12 protein-coding genes are annotated in these 15,886 nt (G+C 61.9%); all 12 read right to left on the bottom strand.

Annotated features, from left to right (window positions below):
• Positions 1–80 precede the first annotated feature (80 nt).
• Positions 81–2,651: a glucans biosynthesis glucosyltransferase MdoH gene (mdoH, locus tag AACY42_RS16915; protein WP_339481064.1), complete on the bottom strand. Its 2,571-nt coding sequence runs from the start codon at positions 2,649–2,651 to the stop codon at positions 81–83.
• On the bottom strand, positions 2,644–4,413 hold the full coding sequence (locus AACY42_RS16920) for a glucan biosynthesis protein G (RefSeq protein ID WP_339481065.1): 1,770 nt from the start codon (positions 4,411–4,413) through the stop codon (positions 2,644–2,646). The genes mdoH and AACY42_RS16920 overlap by 8 nt, the downstream gene beginning before the upstream one ends.
• A 320-nt stretch (positions 4,414–4,733) precedes the next feature.
• Positions 4,734–5,171: a D-aminoacyl-tRNA deacylase gene (gene dtd, locus AACY42_RS16925; RefSeq protein ID WP_339481067.1), complete on the bottom strand. Its 438-nt coding sequence runs from the start codon at positions 5,169–5,171 to the stop codon at positions 4,734–4,736.
• Positions 5,168–6,139 (bottom strand): prolyl aminopeptidase, encoded by a 972-nt coding sequence (pip, locus tag AACY42_RS16930; protein ID WP_339481068.1) that lies wholly within the window; start codon positions 6,137–6,139, stop codon positions 5,168–5,170. Before pip ends, dtd begins: the two co-directional genes overlap by 4 nt.
• A 104-nt stretch (positions 6,140–6,243) precedes the next feature.
• The gene (locus AACY42_RS16935) at positions 6,244–7,158 is read right to left on the bottom strand and encodes an alpha/beta hydrolase (protein WP_339481070.1); all 915 of its coding nucleotides are present in this window, start codon (positions 7,156–7,158) and stop codon (positions 6,244–6,246) included.
• A gap of 142 nt (positions 7,159–7,300) precedes the next feature.
• Entirely contained in the window at positions 7,301–8,248 is a 948-nt protein-coding gene (locus tag AACY42_RS16940) for a choline ABC transporter substrate-binding protein (RefSeq protein WP_339481071.1), read from the bottom strand.
• Positions 8,249–8,545: 297 nt separating this feature from the next.
• Positions 8,546–9,349: an N-formylglutamate deformylase gene (hutG, locus tag AACY42_RS16945; RefSeq protein ID WP_339481073.1), complete on the bottom strand. Its 804-nt coding sequence runs from the start codon at positions 9,347–9,349 to the stop codon at positions 8,546–8,548.
• 11 nt (positions 9,350–9,360) lie between these two features.
• A complete protein-coding gene (gene hutI / locus AACY42_RS16950; RefSeq protein WP_339481075.1) occupies positions 9,361–10,563 on the bottom strand; it encodes an imidazolonepropionase in 1,203 nt (400 codons plus the stop codon).
• A gap of 167 nt (positions 10,564–10,730) precedes the next feature.
• Positions 10,731–12,263, bottom strand: coding sequence for a histidine ammonia-lyase (gene hutH / locus AACY42_RS16955; protein WP_339481076.1), 1,533 nt, complete (start codon positions 12,261–12,263; stop codon positions 10,731–10,733).
• A gap of 129 nt (positions 12,264–12,392) precedes the next feature.
• On the bottom strand, positions 12,393–13,916 hold the full coding sequence (locus tag AACY42_RS16960; protein ID WP_339481077.1) for an HAL/PAL/TAL family ammonia-lyase: 1,524 nt from the start codon (positions 13,914–13,916) through the stop codon (positions 12,393–12,395).
• Between the two features lie 242 nt (positions 13,917–14,158).
• Positions 14,159–14,989: a quaternary amine ABC transporter ATP-binding protein gene (locus AACY42_RS16965; RefSeq protein WP_050586211.1), complete on the bottom strand. Its 831-nt coding sequence runs from the start codon at positions 14,987–14,989 to the stop codon at positions 14,159–14,161.
• Positions 14,986–15,837, bottom strand: a complete 852-nt coding sequence (locus AACY42_RS16970; RefSeq protein ID WP_339481078.1) for an ABC transporter permease — start codon at positions 15,835–15,837, stop codon at positions 14,986–14,988. The genes AACY42_RS16965 and AACY42_RS16970 overlap by 4 nt, the downstream gene beginning before the upstream one ends.
• Positions 15,838–15,886: the final 49 nt, after the last annotated feature.

The following is a 15,886-nucleotide window of genomic DNA, read 5'->3' on the forward strand; positions in this document are numbered from 1 at the left end:
GCCACAAGGGCGATCCGCAGATAGAAAATACGCCCAACAAAAAGCCCCGCTTCCTTCCAGAAGCGAGGCTTTTTTGCGTATCAGGCCAGTTGAGGCTGTACGCTCACCGGCTGTAGCGGCAGCAACGGTGCATGAGGGTCGGCCTTGACCGACTCACGCCACGCCGCCAGCCACTCCGGATGCGCCTCGCTCCAGACCTGCTCATGTAGGCGGGACAGGGCCACCGGGTCACTTAGCAACGCCAGTCGCTCAGCGTTGCTTAGCTCGGCAGGACCGACCTTCAGGGCGTGGCGGACACGTTCGACCCGCAGCCATTCAATCGGCTCGGCCTGGCCGTGACGCGAGGTCGCCAGCGCACACGCCAAGGCGTTTTGTTGCGGATCGACCACCGCCCGGATGAAACCGTCTTTGAGCGCATGCCAACGGTTTTCATGGGTGTACTGGTCCGTCGACAGCAGCTCCTGTGGCGGGGCGTATTCCTCGGGGATCAGGAACAGGCTTTCATCACGGGACTTCAAGCCCAGGCCCACGCGGCTGGAGATCACCGACACCGGAATCGACAGCATCAGCGAACCCACGATCGGCACCAGCCACCACAGGAAGCTTGGGTTCAGCCAGATCACCAGCAAGGCCCAGAAGAAGCCCAGCAAGGTTTGCGGACCGTGGCGCTTGAGCGCTTCGCTCCATGGCGTGGAGTCGTCGTCACGTTGTGGCGAGTTCCAGGTCGCAGCCCAGCCCAGGAACGCGGCGAGCACGAAACGGGTGTGGAAAATCATCCGCACCGGCGCCAGCAGCATGGAGAACAGCATCTCCAGCAGCATCGACAGCGTCACCTTGAACTTGCCACCAAACGCCTTCGCACCCTTGGCCCAGATCAACACGATACTCAGCAACTTGGGCAGGAACAGCAGCACGATGGTGGTGGAGAACAGGGCGATGGCCTTTTCCGGATGCCATTGTGGCCACAACGGATAGAGCTGACGCGGCTCGAGGAAGTACTGCGGCTCCATCAGCGTGTTCACCGCCAACAACGCAGTGGACAGCACCAGGAAGAAGAACCACAGTGGCGCCGACAGGTAGGACATCACGCCGGTCAGGAACACCGCACGGTGTACCGGGTGCATGCCCTTGACCAGGAACAGCCGGAAGTTCATCAGGTTGCCGTGGCACCAGCGACGGTCACGCTTGAGTTCGTCCAGCAGGTTTGGCGGCAGTTCTTCGTAGCTGCCCGGCAAGTCATAGGCAATCCACACGCCCCAGCCGGCACGGCGCATCAGCGCCGCTTCGACGAAGTCGTGGGACAGGATGGCACCGGCGAACGCGCCTTTACCGGGCAGCGGCGCCAGGGCGCAGTGCTCGATGAACGGTTTCATGCGGATGATCGCGTTGTGGCCCCAGTAGTGGGATTCACCCAACTGCCAGAAGTGCAGGCCGGCGGTGAACAGTGGACCGTACACCCGAGTGGCGAACTGCTGCATGCGCGCATACAGCGTGTCCATGCCCGAGGCACGTGGCGCGGTCTGGATGATGCCGGCGTCCGGCGTGGCTTCCATCAGGCGCACCAGGCTGGTCAGGCACGTACCGCTCATGACGCTGTCGGCGTCGAGCACGACCATGTACTTGTAGTCGCTGCCCCAACGACGGCAGAAGTCGTCGAGGTTGCCGCTCTTGCGCTTCACGCGACGGCGACGGCGGCGATAGAATATCTTGCCGAAACCACCGGCTTCACGGCAGACGTCCAGCCAGGCCTGTTGTTCGGCCACGCAGATATCGGTTTCGTTACTGTCACTGAGCACGAAGAAGTCGAAACGATCCAGGTCACCGGTGGCGGCCACCGACTCGAAGGTTGCGCGTAAACCGGCAAATACCCGTGGCACGTCTTCGTTGCAGATCGGCATCACCAGCGCGGTGCGGGCGTCCTTGGGAATCGGCTCGTTGCCAGCGCTGGCACCGGAGATGCGGTATTTGTCGTGACCGGTGAGCAATTCGAGAAAGCCCATCAGCGCCGTCCAGAAACCCGCCGAGACCCAGCAGAACAGAATCCCGAACAGAATCAGGATGCTGGTTTGCAGCGCATACGGCAGTACTTGCGTGGCGGTCTGCAACAGCGGTTGGTGCAGGACTTCTTCCAGGTCCACGAACGACCAGCCCTGGTACGGCATGATGCCTTTCATGTACCAGCCGGCGACGATAGTCTGGCCGAGCATCAATATCAGCAAGATGTAGCGGCGGATCGAGCCCACGGTACGCCAGCGCGCATGTGGCAGCACGCGCTCGTCCTTGGGCGGCTTCGGCGGGTTGGTACGACCGGTCAGGCGTCGCCAGCCGCGCACCAGGATATTGGTGCGCCACGGCTCCGGCACGACCTTGGTCCGACGGATCGGCGGCGTCGCTTTCAGGCAGACCCGACCACCGGCGTCGAGCCCCAGCATCTGGGCGTCCTCGAGTTCCTCGGCGCTGCTCAGCGTCAGCCGGCGGCCCACCGAGGTTTGCGCCGCCTCGGCGGGCTGGTCGAAGGCCGATGAGGACAAGCGTTCGTGCAATTCGCTGAAGGACTTGCAGCCCGCCAGTTCGGCGCGCTGCTCGTCGGTCATGGGCAAATGGGCCAGGTACTCGCTGAGCGTCTCTGGCTGTACTGGCGTATTACTCATCGGCTGGCAACTGATAGCTCCAGGTCTCGGTCAGGACTTGTTCAGTCGGTTCCGGTTCCTGCTGGGTTGGGGTCGGTTCAACAGCTGCGTCCGCCGCCTTGACGGCCTTGGCTTCGTCTTTCGCTTTTTCTTTCGCGAGTTCTTTTGCGGTCTGCTGGCGGGCGACTTTGTCGGCCTTGGCCAGGGTCGTGGTCACGGAATGCGAGACAGCCGGGGCTTCGACAGGCATCAATGGACGGACCAGCGCCGCACGCATTTCGGTGGGCTGTTTCGAGTCCTTGATCTTCAACCGCAGGGTCAAGCGCCAGCCCTTGGTTTCAGGGTTGTAGCGCACGCTATTCTCGACGATCTCGCCGTTTTCGCCGACGCTCACCTGGCTACGCACATCGGCGTCTTCCGGCAGGGCCTGCAGGGACGGACCTTCGAAATCCACCAGGTAGGCCACGCTGCCGTCCGGCTGACGGATCAGGTTGGACTGCTTCACGTCGCCGGTGGAACGCAGGGTCTGCTGGACCCAGGCGCTGTCCGGCGAGTGCAGGCTGGCTTCGTCGAGGGTCCAGTGCAGGCGATAGTTGAAGTCCAGCGGCTGACCTGGCTCAGGCAGTTTTTCCGGGCTCCAGAAGGCAACGATATTGTCGTTGGTTTCGTCGGCGGTCGGAATTTCTACCAAGTCGACGGAGCCCTTGCCCCAATCGCCTTTGGGTTCGATCCAGGCACTTGGACGCTTGTCGTAGCGGTCGTCGAGGTCTTCGTAGTGGCTGAAGTCACGCCCCCGTTGCAACAGGCCGAAGCCACGCGGATTTTCTACCGAGAAGTTGCTCACGGCCAGGTGTTTCGGGTTGTTCAGAGGGCGCCAGATCCACTCGTCGTTACCGGCATGGATCGACAGGCCACTGGAATCGTGCAGTTCACGACGGTAGTTCAGCACTTTGGACGGTTGGTTGGCGCCGAACAGGTACATGCTGGTCAATGGGGCCACGCCCAGCTTGGTCACGCGCTCACGCAGGAACATGCGCGACTTCACGTCGACCACGGTGTCGGTGCCCGGACGCAGGATCAGGCGATAGGCGCCAGTGGCGCGCGGCGAATCCAGCAGGGCGAAGATCACCAAGTGCTTGTCGGTCGGTTTCGGACGCTGGATCCAGAATTCGCGAAAGCGTGGGAACTCTTCACCTGATGGTAATGCGGTGTCGATGGCCATGCCACGAGCCGACAAGCCATAGACCTGGCCCTTGCCGATGACGCGGAAATAACTCGCGCCCAGCATGGTCATGATTTCGTCTTGCTTGTCGGCCTTGTTGATCGGGTACAACACGCGAAAACCGGCGTAGCCCAATTGCTCGGTGGCCTTGGGATCGAATTTCACGTCACTGAAATCGAAGCGCGACGGGTCATACTTGAGCTCTTCGACGGTGGTCGCGGTGATTTCGTTGATCTTCACCGGCGTGTCGAAATGCATGCCCTGGTGATAGAAGGACAGCCTGAACGGTGTCTTCTGGTCGGCCCATTCGGCTTTTTCGGTGCGAAAACGGATTTTTTGATAGTCAGCGAATTTCATATCGCGGAATTCGTTCGGCAGATTGCTGCGCGGGGCTTCGTATTTTTGCCCGGCCAGTTCTTGAGCCTTCGCCGATACATCATCCAGGCTGAATGCCCACAGTTGGCCCGCGCCGAACAGGCACAGCAGAGCCGAGCCCGCTACCAGGGCGTTTCTAAACCGTTTGGCAGACATTTTTGGTGCATTACAGGGACTAACAATCACGAGCAACCCTCGCCGAAAACTGATCAAAAAACCAACGGCCAGATAAAGTACCTGCACGGAAACGGCGCTGAAAACCGTTCCTGCTGACCACCCTTGCCAAGTTGGCGAGCATTGTTCCGACTCCGATGGGACAAAATGATTCCCCAAACGGTTCAGGACAAATCTCTACCTAAAGTCAAATGGACCAGCGAATGCTGGTCCCCCGTAGCGCGCGATTATCTAGTAGCCCGCGTGACAACGCATCAGGGGCAACAAAGTATTTATCGAGAAAACTCCCTGTTTTGCCTCGAAACAGGACCGAAAAGATGTTTCAAAGGCTTTCAGACCTGTAACAGGAAGGTTACCGGGCCATCATTGACCAGATGCACCTGCATGTCGGCGCCGAATCTACCTGATGCCACAGTGCCATGCACCTGTTTCGCCTGGTTCAGCAAATAGCTGAACAACTCTTCCCCCAGGGCCGGAGGCGCGGCTGTCGAAAAGCCCGGGCGCAAACCACTTTTGGTGTCGGCCGCCAAGGTGAACTGCGACACCAGCAGCAACCCACCACCGACATCCACCAGCGACAGGTTCATCTTGCCGTCGGCGTCACTGAATACTCGATAGTTAAGCAACTTATGCAAGAGCTTGTCGGCGCTGGCCCGGGTATCCCCGGGCTCGACGGCCACCAACACCAGCAAGCCTTGATCCACCGCCCCGACGATCTCGCCTGATACTTCGACCCGTGCGCCGCGAACGCGTTGCAACAGCCCCTTCATGCTTCTTCGGGCGGCAGGTCGAGCAGGCGCCGGGCCATTTGTGCAGCGGCGCGCACCAGTGCATCGGTGATCCCCGGCTCCGAGGCGGCGTGGCCAGCGTCGCGAATCACCTGCAGTTCGCTGTTGGGCCAGTTCTGATGCAGCTCCCAGGCATTGTCCAACGGGCAGATGACGTCGTAGCGGCCATGCACGATGACGCCCGGCAAATGGGCGATCTTGCCCATGTCGCGAATCAACTGGTTGGGTTCGAGGAAGGCGTTGTTGGTGAAGTAGTGGCATTCGATCCGGGCGATCGACAGTGCCCGCTGCGGCTCGGAGAAGCGATCGACCACCAGCGGGTTCGGACGCAGGGTCGCGGTGCGGCCTTCCCAAGTGGACCAGGCCTTGGCCGTGTGCATCTGGGCGATCTGGTCGTTACCGGTCAGGCGCTTGTGGAAAGCGCTGAGCAGGTTGTCACGCTCGTCCAACGGGATTGGTGCGATGTAGTCCTGCCAATAGTCGGGGAACAGGCGACTGGCGCCGGCCTGGTAGAACCACTCGATTTCCTGCGGCCGGCAGAGAAAGATCCCACGCAGGATCAGGCCGTGTACCCGCTCCGGATGAGTCTGGGCGTAGGCCAGGGCCAGGGTCGAGCCCCAGGAACCGCCAAACAGTACCCATTTCTCGATGCCCAAGTGCTTGCGGATGCGCTCCAGGTCTTCGACCAGATCCCAGGTGGTGTTGTTTTCAAGGCTGGCATGGGGGGTGGACCGGCCGCAACCGCGCTGGTCGAACGTGACGATGCGGTACAGGTTCGGATCGAAGTAGCGGCGGCTCTGTGCATCGCAGCCAGCACCCGGGCCGCCATGAATGAACACCACCGGCAGGCCTTCTGGGGAACCGCTTTCATCGACATAGAGCGTGTGGGTGTCATCGACAGCCAGATCGTGCCGGGCATGAGGTTTGATCTGCGGGTACAAAGTCTGCATTGCGCGCTCCGTAAGGGGTCGAGTCATCCCTGTGGGGACGTCTATTTAGTCTGCCGTACGGCATCATAAACCCGAATCACCTTAATGAGCATGTCCCTGCGCAGTCAAAGCATGTCAGCCAGGTACGCCAGCAGTGTGCGATACATCCGATCGACCTCCGGCACCTGGCCCCGACCGCGCAGGCAACCGTGGACCAACCCTTCGCCGACAGACAGCACAGCGTCCACCCCTGCGGCGTTCAGCCGCTCGCTATAAAGGACACCATCGTCGCGCAGCGGGTCCCATTGCGCCACGACGATCAACGCCGGCGGCAAGCCGCCCAGGTGATCGGCGAGCAACGGCATGGCGCAAGGCGACGGTGCATCGCCGCCCAGGTACAGCGCGTGATAGCCGTCCAGGTCATGGCGGCTCAGCAGCGGCGCATCGGCACATTCGTGGCGCGAGGCGAGCGTTGCCGGGCCACCGAGCGCCGGATAGATCAACACCTGGGCCCGGGGCAACGCTTGCCCGGCATCACGCAAGGCCAGGCATAACGCAGCGGCGAGATTGCCGCCAGCACTGTCACCGACCACCAGCCGACGACGCGGATCGATGGCAAAGGGCATGGCTGCCAGATGACGCCACACGGCGAGGCAATCGTCCAGCCCGGCTGGAAACGGATGCTCTGGCGCCAATCGATAATCCACCGCCACCACCAGCGCACCAAGGGCGCCCGCCAGCTCCATGCAGATGAAGTCATGGGAGTCCAGGTCCCCCACCACCCAACCACCGCCGTGCAGATAGAAAATGCAGGGCCAGCCAGCGGGTGGCGCGGCACCCCGCGGGTGATAGGCCCGCACCGCCACACCGGCCAACTCGAAATCCTCGACTGCCAGTGTTGGCGGGCACGCCGGGGTGAACGCCCGGCACATCTGGCTGTAGGCCTGGCGCAAACCGGTGAGACTGTCGTCCGGGCTGGTAAAGCTCATGGTTTTGTCGATGAAGGCTGACATCTGTTCAGAGAGTGGATATGAGGTCATGACCAACACCACCTATTGAAATGTGGGAGCAAGGCTTGCCCGCGATGGCGGCGTGTCAGTCGACGTAATGATTGGATGTACCACCGCCATCGCGGGCAAGCCTTGTTCCCACAGGTAAATCACCCCGCCACAGCCGGGTAGGTCAATGCTTGAGGCTGGCCTGCACCGTCGCCACGCCATCCTTGCCGTCGAAGCTGGTGACTCCGGCCAGCCACTTCCGCACATCCTCGGGATGATCGCGCAACCATTGCCGGGCGACGTCCTGGGGCGTCTTGCGCGCCATGATCGGTACCATCAACTGACTCTCCTGGGCAGCGCTGAAGGTAAGGTTTTCCAACAACCGGTTCACATTCGGGCACCGTTGGGCGTAGTCCGGTGCGGTGACGGTGGAGACGGTGGCGGCGCCTTCGTTCGGGCCATAGACATCCTCGCTGCCGGTCAGGTAGGTGATGTTCATGTTGATGTTCATCGGGTGCGGGGTCCAGCCAACGAAGACCACGAACTCCTTGCGATTCACCGCCCGCTGCACCGCGGCCAGCATGCCCGCTTCACCGGACTCGATCAGCTTGAAGTCCTTTAGGCCAAAGTGGTTGGTTTCAATCAGGGTCTTGATGGTGGTGTTGGCCCCGCTGCCTGGCTCGATCCCGTAGATCTTGCCACCGAGCTGATCCTTGAACCGGGCGATGTCGGCAAAGGTCTTGAGCCCCGCCGCCGCGACGTAGTCTGGAACAGCCAGGGTGGCCTGGGCGTCGGCCAGGCTCGGCGTGTCCAATACCTTCACTTGGGTGGCCGCCAGAAACGGCGCGATGTTCTTGTCCATCGCCGGCTTCCAGTAGCCCAGGAAGATGTCGAGACGCTTGTCGCGAATGCCCGCGAAGATGATCTGCTGCACGGCGCTGGTCTGCTTGCTTTCGTAGCCCAGCCCGGTGAGCAACACATCGGCCATGCCGCTGGTGGCGATCACGTCGGTCCAGTTGACCACGCCCATGCGCACGGTCTGGCACGACGCAGGCTCGGCGGCCATCGCCCCGGCGCTCAAGAGGGTGGTACCGCAGAGGATCGACAGACAACGTTTGAACAGTCTTTTCATCGGGAAGGTCTCGTGCGGCAGCGGATTATTGTAGGTCGGTGTCTTGCTGCACCGTGCCAAAAACATTACGCAGCGCCGAGGGGCTGAAGATGAACTGTGGCGACTCGGTTTTGCACAGTGGCGACAGTTCCTCCCGAGACTCAAGGACAAAACCAACCTGTGGCAAGGGGGGCTGTGAGAGCAAAGCTTGCCCGCGATGAAGGCGACGCGATTGCTCTGAAGCAGCGGCGCCTGTATCGCGAGCAAGCTTTGCTCCCACCGATAATTCCCCTCGCCACAGGAGTCATGGCTAGATCTTTATTTCTTGTAAGCCTGCCGTCCCCACCCCAGGAAGCCTTCCAGCAATTCCCTGAGCACCACCTGGGTCGGTGCCGCCAGATCAGCGCGGTAGTTGAACGGTTCGAACTCTTCCATGTAGGTGCTCTGGCACAGTTCCAGTTGCACCGCGTGGATGTCTTCGGCCGGGTTGCCGTAATGCCGGGTGATGTGTCCGCCCTTGAACCGCCCGTTAAGCACATGAGTGAACTGACCGTGACCGGCGCAGATGGCTTCGAGCTGGCTGGCCAGGGGCGGGGCGCAACTGACACCGTTGAAAGTACCGAGGTTGAAGTCCGGCAGCTTGCCGTCGAACAGGTGCGGGATCACCGAACGGATCGAGTGGGCATCGAACAGCAAGGCATAGCCAAACTCGGCCTTGAGCCGCGCCAGCTCCTGTTGCAGCGCCTGGTGATACGGCATCCAGATCTGCTGCAGATAAGTCGCCCGCTCCGCAGCTGACGGCTCCAACCCTTCTCGATACAACGGCACACCATCGAACAGTGTCGCCGGGTACAAACCGGTGGTGGCGCCGACGTACATCGGTTTGTCATCAGAGGGGCGGTTCAGGTCGACGACGAACCGTGAATACTCGGCGGCCAGGGTGCTGGCGCCCAGCTCGGTGGCACATTCGTATAACCTTGGGATGTGCCAGTCGGTGTCTGGCAGGCTTTGGGCCTCGGGGATCAAACCCGCCTGCACCGCAGGGGTCAGACGCAGGCCGGCATGGGGCATGCTGATCAACAGCGGCACGCGGCCTTGCTTGAAATTCAGGACCTTCTCCACAACCGTTCTCCTCAATCGATTTGCACGCCGTGACGCACGACGCGTTTTTCCAGTTCGCCACCGAGCCAGTACGCCAGGTCGGCCGGGCGGTCGATGTGCCAGGCGACAAAATCCGCGACCTTGCCGGCTTCCAGCGAACCGTGGGTATGAGCCATGCCCAAGGCCTGGGCCGCATGAATCGTCGCCCCGGCCAGGGCTTCTTCAGGGGTCATCCGAAAGCATGTGCAGGCCATGTTCAACATCAAGCGCAACGACAACGCTGGCGAGGTGCCGGGGTTGAGGTCGCTGGCCACGGCGATTTTCACACCGTGCTTGCGCAGGGCATCCATGGGCGGCAGTTGGGTTTCGCGCAGGAAATAAAACGCCCCTGGCAACAGCACCGCCACGGTGCCGGATTCGGCCATGGCCTTGGCATCGTCCTCGGTCATGAATTCCAGGTGATCGGCCGACAGCGCCTGGTAACGCGCGGCCAGGCTTGAACCGTGCAGGGATGACAATTGCTCGGCGTGCAGCTTCACTGGCAGCCCCAGTTGTTGCGCTGTGATAAACACCCGCTCGACCTGCGCCGGGGAAAACGCCAGGTATTCGCAAAAGGCATCCACCGCATCCACCAGCCCTTCAGCCGCCAGGGCCGGAAGCATCTCGGTGCAGATGTGCTCGATGTAGTCGTCGGCCCGATCCTTGTATTCCGGCGGCAAGGCGTGGGCCGCCAGACACGTGCTGCGCACGCTGACCGGCAATTCGGCGCCGAGGCGACGAATGACGCGCAGAATCTTGCGCTCGCTGGCTAGGTCCAGGCCGTAGCCGGATTTTATTTCCACCGTGGTCACGCCGTCGCGCATCAGGCTTCCCAGGCGTTTGGCGGCGCTGGCGAACAGTTCATCTTCACTGGCGGCCCGGGTGGCGCGCACGGTGCTGGCGATGCCGCCACCGGCTGCCGCGATCTCGGCATAGCTGACGCCTTGCAGGCGCTGTTCGAACTCACCACTGCGGTTGCCGCCAAACACCGTGTGCGTGTGGCAGTCAATCAGCCCCGGCGTGACCCAGGCGCCCTTGAGGTCGTTGACCGCCGGGTAGTCACCCGTTGGCAATTCGGCACGCGGGCCGATCCATTGAATGTGCTCACCCTGGGTGACGATGGCGGCGTCTTCGATGATCGAGTAGACGCCCTGGGCCATGGTGGCGGCGTGGCAGTTTTGCCAGAGGGTTTTCATCCCGATGCCTCCGTATGATTAATGACAAGCGCACACGTAGGAGCTGCCGAGTGCAACGAGGCTGCGATCTTTCCCCAGACAATTGAGCCGTGAGCGAACGCACAACAGATCAAGATCAAAAGATCGCAGCCTTCGGCAACTCCTACAGGGTGCACGCTCTTGAGCAGTTAAAGGCTCGGCAACAACTGCGCCGCAACCAATTCGTTCAGGCACCGGCTCGCCAGCAATTGACTGGCCGCATTGATGTCCGGCGCAAAGAAGCGGTCCTTCTCATAAAACGGTACGTCTGCACGCAGCAATGCCCGGGCCCGTTCCAGTTTCGCGGAGGTCTTCAGGCCACCGCGCAGGTCCAGCCCCTGGCAGGCCGCGAGCCATTCCACCGCGAGGATCCCACGGGTGTTCTCGGCCATTTCCCACAGCCGCTTGCCGGCAGCCGGGGCCATGGAAACGTGGTCTTCCTGGTTGGCCGACGTCGGCAGGCTGTCCACCGAATGGGGATGGGACAGCGCCTTGTTTTCACTGGCCAGAGCCGCCGCGGTGACCTGGGCGATCATGAAGCCGGAGTTCACCCCGCCATTGGCGACGAGGAACGGCGGCAGTTGCGACATGTGCTTGTCCATCATCAACGAAATGCGTCGTTCGCTCAGGGAGCCAATCTCGGCAATCGCCAAGGCCATGTTGTCGGCCGCCATCGCCACCGGTTCGGCGTGGAAGTTGCCGCCGGAAATCACGTCGCCCTCGGCGGCGAACACCAGCGGGTTATCCGACACCGCGTTGGCCTCGATCACCAGCACCTCGGCGGCCTGGCGGAACTGGGTCAGGCAGGCGCCCATCACTTGCGGTTGGCAGCGCAGGGAGTACGGGTCCTGGACCTTGTCGCAGTTCTGGTGCGAATCGGAGACTTCGCTGCGCTCGCCCAGCAGATCGCGGTAGGCAGCGGCGGCGTCGATCTGACCCTTCTGGCCACGGGCGGCATGGATGCGTGCATCGAATGGCGAACGCGAGCCGAGCACCGCTTCCACCGTGAGGCCGCCCAGGGCCAGGGCACCGGCAAACAGATCTTCACCTTCAAACAGGCCACGCAGGGCAAACGCGGTGGACACCTGGGTGCCGTTGAGCAGTGCCAGGCCTTCTTTGGCGGCCAGGGTCAGCGGCACGAGGCCAGCCACTTTCAGCGCGTCGACGGCCGGCAGCCATTCGCCCTTGTAGCGAGCCTTGCCTTCGCCCAGCAGCACCAGGGACATGTGGGCCAGTGGCGCCAAGTCGCCGGAAGCACCGACCGACCCCTTGAGCGGAATGTGCGGATAAACCTCGGCATTGATCAGCGCAATCAGCGCATCGATCACCTGCCGACGGATGCCGGAAAAACCCCGGCTCAGGCTGTTGACCTTAAGCACCATGACCAGCCGCACCAGCGCGTCGCTGATTGGCTCGCCCACCCCGGCGGCATGGGACAGCACCAGGGAGCGCTGCAGGTTTTCCAGGTCTTCGCTGGCGATACGGGTCGAGGCCAGCAGGCCAAAACCGGTGTTGATGCCGTAGGCGGTGCGGTTCTCGGCAAGGATCTGTTCAACGCAGGCAACGCTGGCCTCAATCTGCGCCGACGCGCTGGCGTCGAGGCTCAAGGTCACAGGTTGCTGATAGATGTCACGCAATTGAGCCAGGCTCATTTGGCCAGGAATCAGGTTTAAGGCAGTCATGTATTGCTCCTTTTGAGCGTTTTGTTTTTACCCGCCAGTCGCTCCGGAATGTTCCGTTATCCGTCACCTTCGCTTTTTGGGCGATGCTTTATGGGCAATAGGTGCCTTGGCACGCTGGCGCTTTTTTGATCAGTTCAAATTCGGTAATACGCTGTGCAGCACATTCGGGTCTTTGAGCAGGCCGGCGGCACTGGCGATGTCCGGCGCCAGCCAGCGGTCCTGGTCGTAGGCCGGGACGCGCTCGCGCAGCAATTTCCAGGCGATGTCGGTGCCGGCGCCGAAACGCTGGGCCTTGAGAAACTCAAAGGCCTGGGCCGCCAGCAGGTATTCGATGGCAAGGATCTGCGTGCAGTTTTCCAGCGCCCGGTGCAGCTTCAGGGTCGCGTTGGTGCCCATGCTCAAATGGTCTTCCTGCAACCCGGAGGTGACGAAATTGTCGAGCACCGCCGGTTGCGCCAGTTGCTTGTTCTGCGCGCACAACGACGCGGCGACGTATTGCACGATCATCATCCCCGAGTTCACCCCGGGGTTGGCCACCAGGAAGGCCGGCAGGCCGCTGACGTGGGGGTTGATCAAACGGTCGAGACGGCGCTCTGCGATGGAGCCGATCTCAGCCATGGCAATCGCCAGCAGATCCGCCGCCAAGGCGACCGACTGGCCGTGGGGATTGGCCTGGGACATGACCCGGAAGTTCTCCGGCGTGCCCAGCAGCAGCGGATTATCGGTGACCGCGTTGAGTTCGGTTTCGATCTGTTGCCGGGCGTGGGCCAATTGGTCGCGAGCCGCGCCGTGCACCTGGGGAATCGAGCGGATGCTCAATGCGTCCTGGGTGCGAATGCCCAGGCTCGCGGCGATGACCTCGCTGCCGTCCAGCAGGGCCCGCAAGTTGACGCCGACCTGCTGCATGCCCGGGTGCGGCTTGAGGGCGATGACGTCGGCATCGAACGCGGCAATCTGCCCGCGCTGGGCCTCGAAGCTCATGGCACCGATCACATCGGCCCATTGCACCAGCCGCGTCGCATCGGCCAGGGCCAGACAGCTCAGACCGGTCATGCACGGCGTGCCGTTGACCAGACACAAACCGTCCTTGGCCCCCAACTGCACCGGTTGCAAACCCTCTGCGGCCAGGGCCTGTTGCGCCGGGACGATTTGCCCGCGATAGCTGACTTGGCCGACGCCCAGCAGCGCGATGCCGATGTGGGCCATGTGGGTCAGGTAACCCACCGAACCCTGGGACGGCACTTGCGGCGTGATGCCGCGATTGAGCAGCGCCAGCAACGCTTCGACCACCCGGCGATGGATGCCGGACTTGCCCTGGCTGTAGTTGAGAATGGCGGCGCAGACAATCGCCCGGGTCTGTTCATCGCAAAGCGCCGCGCCGACGCCACAGGCATGGCTGAGCAGGGTGTTGCGCGACAGCTGGCTGAGTTGTTCATCCTTGAGCGAAACATTGCACAAGGCCCCCAGGCCGGTGTTGACGCCATAGGCACGCTCGCCGCTTTCGACGATGCGCTGGACGATGGCCTGGGCATTGTCGATCCGCGCCCAGGTCTCAGTCGATAGCTCGAGCACCGCGCCAAAGCGCGCGACGGCGACCACTTCCTGCCAACGCAACGGGGCGCCTGTGATTACGATTTTTTCAGCCTGGGACATCTTCAACCTCATGAAAAATTCACTTCAGCATCACATCTGGCTTAAGGCATAGCCTCTGTGGCGAGGGAGCTTTCTCCCGCTGGACTTTTGTAGGAGCTGGCGAAGCCTGCGATCTTTTGAGCTTTCGCTTGGGATTCAAGTGGCAGGGGAAAGATCGCAGCCTCGTTGCACTCGACAGCTCCTACAGGCCGAGCGGGGGCAAGCTTGCTCGCCACAAAAGCGCGCCGAGCACCAAAAACCTCTCAAACCACCGCCGCCCGCCGTTGCACAAACCGATCGACATACTCATCCGCCGGCGAGTGCAGGATCTCCCGAGGCGTGCCGACCTGGATCAGCTTGCCGTCCTTGAGGATCGCGATACGGTTGCCGATGCGCACGGCCTCGTCGAGATCGTGGGTGATGAAGACGATGGTCTTGTGCAGGGTCTTTTGCAGTTCCAGCAACTGGTCCTGCATTTCCGCGCGGATCAGCGGATCGAGCGCACTGAAGGCTTCGTCCATCAGGATAATGTCGGTGTCCGCCGCCAAGGCCCGGGCCAGGCCGACGCGCTGGCGCATGCCGCCGGAGAGCTGGTGCGGGTATTTGTTCTCGTAGCCTTTCAGGCCCACGGTGTTGATCCAGTGCAGCGCCCGCTCGGCACACACCTGCTTGCTCTCGCCGCGCACTTTCAAGCCATAGGCGACGTTGTCCAGCACGCTCTTGTGGGGCAGCAGGCCGAAGCTCTGGAACACCATGCTGATCTTGTGCCGGCGAAATTCGCGCAGGGCGTCCATGTCCAGTTGCAGGATGTCCTCACCGTCCACCAGGATCGCGCCACTGGTAGGATCGATCAGTCGGTTGAAATGGCGCACCAGGGTGGATTTGCCGGAACCGGACAAGCCCATGATCACGAAGATCTCACCGGTGCCGATGCTCAGCGACAGGTCGTTCACGCCAACCACGCAGCCGGTTTCGGCCAGCACCTGGTCCTTGGTCTTGTTCTGGCGGATCAGCTCCAGGGCTTCCTTGGAGCGATTGCCGAAAATCTTGAAGACGTTCTTGACTTCGATCTTGCTGATGGCTGCGTTGCTCATTTGCTCACCTCGTGCCGAGGACGACCATAGGCCTGGGTAATGCGGTCGATGACCACGGCGAGAATCACGATCGCCAGCCCAGCTTCCAGGCCGCGTCCGACGTTGAGGGTCTGGATGCCCACCAGTACGTCTTCACCCAGGCCACGGGCGCCGATCATCGAGGCGATGACCACCATCGACAGGGCCATCATGGTGGTCTGGTTGATCCCGGCCATGATGCTCGGCAGGGCCAGGGGCAGTTGCACGCCGAACAGCTGTTGCCAGCGGTTGGCACCGAAGGCATTGATGGCTTCCATCACTTCGCCGTCCACCTGGCGGATACCCAGGTCGGTCAGGCGAATCAGTGGCGGCGCAGCGTAGATCACCGTGGCGAAAATCGCCGGGACCTTGCCCAGGCCGAACAGCATCAACACCGGAATCAGGTACACGAAACTCGGCATGGTCTGCATGATGTCCAGCAACGGCATAAGTACCGAACGCAGGCGATTGCTGCGCGCCGAGAGAATGCCCAGCGGAATGCCGATCATCACCGAGATCAGTGTCGCCACCAGCATCAGGGCGAGGGTCTGCATCAGCTTGTCCCACAGGCCCACCGCGCCCACCAGGAACAGCAGGCCGACGATTACCGCCGTGGTTGCGACCTTGCGGGTGGCGTGCCAGGTGATGCCGCCGACGATGGCCAGCATCAGCCACCAAGGCGCCATGCGCAGCAACCCTTCGAGGTTGACGATGGCCCACAGCAAAGTGTCGGAGATGTGTCGGAACACATCGCCATAGTTGGTCACCAGGGAGTCGACCCAACCGTTGACCCAATCGGCGATGGAGAAGGTAAAGCTTTCGGGAAACATAAGAGACTCTCAATCAAGTGGATGCGGTGAACGTCCCAGCCAGCCCCAC

It is taken from the genome of Pseudomonas sp. RL_5y_Pfl2_73, assembly GCF_963970515.1.
GTDB lineage: Bacteria > Pseudomonadota > Gammaproteobacteria > Pseudomonadales > Pseudomonadaceae > Aquipseudomonas.